General features: G+C 42.6%; 2 protein-coding genes. Both read right to left on the bottom strand.

What is annotated here, in order from left to right; genetic code table 11:
• Positions 1–11: 11 nt before the first annotated feature.
• Positions 12–1,352 (bottom strand): transposase, encoded by a 1,341-nt coding sequence (locus GC130_RS25470; protein WP_255471549.1) that lies wholly within the window; start codon positions 1,350–1,352, stop codon positions 12–14.
• Between the two features lie 83 nt (positions 1,353–1,435).
• Positions 1,436–1,690 carry a hypothetical protein gene (locus GC130_RS25465; protein ID WP_226940608.1) on the bottom strand — a complete coding sequence of 85 codons (255 nt, stop codon included), beginning with the start codon at positions 1,688–1,690 and terminating at the stop codon, positions 1,436–1,438.
• Positions 1,691–1,743: the final 53 nt, after the last annotated feature.

Raw genomic sequence — 1,743 nt, 5'->3', positions numbered from 1 at the left:
CTTGAGTTTGGCTATTTTCGGCAATAAAAAAGTGCGGCCTGGGTTCTTTCAGGTCTAATTCTACGGCTTTGCATCATAGCCTGAAGATTAACGAAGTGGGTAAAATTGATATTTAGGCTTTGAGCATATATTTGAGCTCTGAGTTGATTGATAATATCTCCAGTGGTGGGCTTATTACTATGTTTATTCGGGTACCATTTGGATCTTGGTAGGCAGTTGGTTGTGTTGGTTGATTTATGTGCTGCCAGTTGGAGCATGGCATAAACGGCGACAATGAAGGCGGGTACTTTTTCTACCGCTTTGGTGGTTCGTACTTGAGCCTGCCCACAACCTAATACGGTTTTTTCCTCTCTAAAATTCACCTCAATGCCCCATCGCCATAAATAAGCCTGTAGGAGTTGATCGCTGCTCATCTCAGGGTCAGTGCATATCAAATAGGCAGGCTTCCTATAGAGTAGTTTTGAGTGCTTGGTTAATCGATATGATAGTGGACGAATAACTACCAATTGAAGGTTTTGATTTCCTGCTTTTCTCCAACGTATATGCTGGATCACTTTTATATTAAAGTGGTGGAGCTTTCCTGCCGCATAGGCTTCTACCTCTTGCCAAGCGTATTGGTCTGATTGTCTAATTTGCTCAGGGGTGGGGAGTTGTTGCCCATATACTCTATTCCTACCCACCTTCTTACCATTTTCTGGTAGGTAGTTTAGTAACGTATCCTTTCTTATTCTTCCGATAAGTGTTGTGCGCTGAGGGAGTGATTTCAATACCGTCTCATTGGAGTAGCTTCCATCTACACTGACTACTAATAGACGATCTTTGGCACCATCCTGATCTAGCTTTTCTCGAAGTATATTGATCCTTTCGACCCCTTGCCTGCTTAGTTTGGCTTGCTTCTGTTGTTCCTTGTAATTATCCCATTCAATTTTTCCCTCAGCCTTCCACGGTTTTTTCGCTGTGGGAGCATGAAAAAACTCTACTGGAACCGAACGGGCAGCAGTAGCTACTTTACCACTTTCCGGCAGCGAGATGGAAAGTTGTATAAATCGCTGACCCCATATAAAATTGGTATGAAAAGGTGGGCCCAAAGGATCTCTTCTCCATGCACTACCAGCTACCTTCTTTCCTGTTTTCTTCACAATAGTATCATCCATGTGAGCATAAATGGGCTGCTGGATACCAAGCTGGCTTACTAATTCTTTTCTAACGACATCAAACAGGCAGCTAACTTGCATCCTGCCTTGCTGGAAGAGGCGATAGTCGGCAGACCAGTCTTCAAAAAGTTTTCCACAAGAGGATAAAAGGCCCGTTATCGTATGCCTGCCCACACAGTTAATTACTCCATAAGCCAACTCCCTGGCTCGAAGCATAGTCCTGGTTTGCTTGAAAGCTGGGGCGCCTTGAGCAAAAAGTTCTTCGAAGGCCTCCAAAACGGTTATAGAAGTTTTTTTTTCACCTCATTGCCTTGCTGTGTCGGCAACCTTTTTAAAGTCATCTTTTGCTTGTCCTCCACTACCCACTCAACAACCTCCCCTTTTTCAAACTCCATTGCTTGGGCAACAGCGGCTGGAAAATTAATGTACCACTGCTCACTCTTAGCTCGCTTGATTAATTGAATCTTTGTTGGAAACCCCATATCTAAATATCTAGTCATATAACTAGATATAAAAATCACAAAAAATAAACTCAAAATCAAAATATTGAGCTTATTTATTGCTTATCTAGTAAAAGGCCAAAGTCGAG

Source organism: Imperialibacter sp. EC-SDR9, assembly GCF_902498805.1.
Classification (GTDB): Bacteria; Bacteroidota; Bacteroidia; order Cytophagales; family Cyclobacteriaceae; genus Imperialibacter.
Note: the sequence above shows the minus strand (reverse complement) of the source record. Positions and strands in the feature narration are given on the sequence as shown.